Raw genomic sequence first — 2,200 nt, forward strand, 5'->3', positions numbered from 1 at the left:
GTCCCGGCGGCCACGGCGTCGCGGGCGTCCTGCACGTCCTGGGCCGACGGCGCGGACGGCGGGTCGGCGGGCGGGTCCGCCTCGGCGCTGGGCCCCCAGGGGAACACCAGAGTGAAGGCGAGAACCGCCGAACCGAGGGCACGGAACACCAGCACGCCGCCGTGCCGGTGCCGCTCCGACCCGGCGGACTCGTCCAGAGCTCGGATCCGTTGCATGATCCCCCTTCCGATCCGCGCCACTCCGGCGTGTCGCCTTGCGCAGATCCTGTGAATCACTCCGTTGTTACCGGATCAAATGTGCCCCGAGCCTCCGAAGTGCGCATCCGGAAGGCAAAACGGCGCATACGCCGACACGGGACCAGAGTCGCCCACCCTGTCTCATTTCTGCATCTCACGATTCAAGACATGGCTTTCGCCCTCGCCCGCGGCCGTCTACGGTCGCACCATGACTCGTCGAATGTGTTGTTGCTGATCCAGCGCACGTTCGCCTGCCCTCGGCCGCCCGGCCGACCTCCGCGTGCGCGCCCTCGACCCGCCGCGGACCCCTCCTGATGCGCAGGCCCCACGGGGCATGCCGCGGCTCAGCTCGGTCAGTTCAGCCAGAAGCACGCCACCCCGCACAGGAAGCAGGAGAGCCATGACGCAGCCCCAGTGGTCGTTCGAGACCCGCCAGATCCACGCCGGCCAGGAGCCCGACCCCGCGACCGGCGCACGCGCACTGCCGATCTACCAGACCACCTCGTTCGTGTTCCCCGACGCCGGGGTCGCGGCCGACCGGTTCGCCCTGAAGGACCTGGGGCCCATCTACACGCGCATCGGCAACCCGACGCAGCAGGTCGTCGAGGACCGCATCGCCAGCCTGGAGGGCGGCGTCGGCGCCCTCCTGGTCGCCTCCGGCCAGGCCGCGGAGTCCCTCGCGATCCTGAACCTCGCGCAGGCGGGCGACCACGTCGTCGCCTCCGCGAGCCTCTACGGCGGCACATACAACCTGCTGCACCACACGCTGCCCAAGTTCGGCATCGAGACCACGTTCGTGGACGACCCGCACGACCTCGACGCCTGGCGCGCCGCCGTCCGGCCCAACACGAAGGCGTTCTTCGGCGAGACCATCCCGAACCCGCGCGCCGACGTGCTCGACATCGAGGGCGTCGCGGCCGCGGCCCACGAGGCCGGCGTCCCGCTCATCGTGGACAACACGGTGGCCACCCCGTACCTGATCCGCCCGTTCGAGCACGGCGCCGACATCGTGGTGCACTCCGCGACGAAGTACCTCGGCGGGCACGGCAGCGCGATCGGCGGCGTGATCGTCGACGGCGGCCGGTTCGACTTCGCGGCCGACCCCGAGCGGTTCCCCGGCTTCAACACCCCGGACCCGAGCTACAACGGCATCGTCTTCGCCCGGGACCTGGGCGTGGACGGCGCGCTCGGCGCCAACCTGGCCTTCGTGCTCAAGGCCCGCGTCCAGCTCCTGCGCGACCTCGGCGCGGCGATCTCGCCGTTCAACGCGTTCCTGCTCGCCCAGGGCCTGGAGACGCTGTCGCTGCGGATCGAGCGGCACGTCGCCAACGCCGAGCACGTCGCCGGGTGGCTGGAGGCCCGGGATGACGTCCGCGGCGTGCACTACGCCGGCCTGGCGAGCTCGCCGTGGCACGCCAACGCCCAGAAGTACGCGCCCAAGGGCGCCGGCGCGGTGCTCGCCTTCGAGCTCGACGGCGGCGCGGACGCGGGCCAGGCCTTCGTCTCGGCGCTGCAGCTGCACTCCAACGTGGCGAACATCGGGGACGTCCGGTCGCTCGTGATCCACCCCGCCTCCACGACCCACTCCCAGCTCACGCCGGACGAGCAGGCGCTGTCGGGCGTCACGCCCGGCCTGGTGCGCCTGGCGGTCGGCCTGGAGAACGTGGAGGACATCCTGGCGGACCTGGAGCTCGGCTTCACCGCCGCCAAGAACCTCCTGGGCGAGGAGAGCTGATCGTCCCGTCCGTACCTGGAGCGGGCACCGGGGAACCCTCCGGTGCCCGCTCCGCACCCCGAGCCGTAGGAGAAGCCATGGCCGTCACCACCCCGAAGGCCGAGCACGGCGCCCCCGAGCAGACCCTCCGCACCGCGAGCGTGCCGTTCTCCGTGTCGGACGACGCCCACGGCGCCGGCCGGCGCGAGACGGGCGACGTCGCCCCGGCGGGACCCGCCGGGACCTCGCG

At 72.2% G+C, this 2,200-nt stretch carries 2 protein-coding genes; one reads left to right on the forward strand and one right to left on the reverse strand.

The window, feature by feature from the left end; all coding sequences use genetic code 11:
• The coding region (locus tag PROKR_RS35780) for a hypothetical protein (RefSeq protein WP_169736506.1) at positions 1–215 on the reverse strand (215 nt) is incomplete at its 3' end.
• A gap of 421 nt (positions 216–636) precedes the next feature.
• Here PROKR_RS35780 and PROKR_RS21595 point away from each other — a divergent pair.
• A complete protein-coding gene (locus PROKR_RS21595) occupies positions 637–1,971 on the forward strand; it encodes a bifunctional o-acetylhomoserine/o-acetylserine sulfhydrylase (protein ID WP_036967251.1) in 1,335 nt (444 codons plus the stop codon).
• Positions 1,972–2,200: the final 229 nt, after the last annotated feature.

Origin of the sequence: Promicromonospora kroppenstedtii DSM 19349, from assembly GCF_000515355.1 — a bacterium.
GTDB classification, from domain to species: Bacteria; Actinomycetota; Actinomycetes; order Actinomycetales; family Cellulomonadaceae; genus Promicromonospora; species Promicromonospora kroppenstedtii.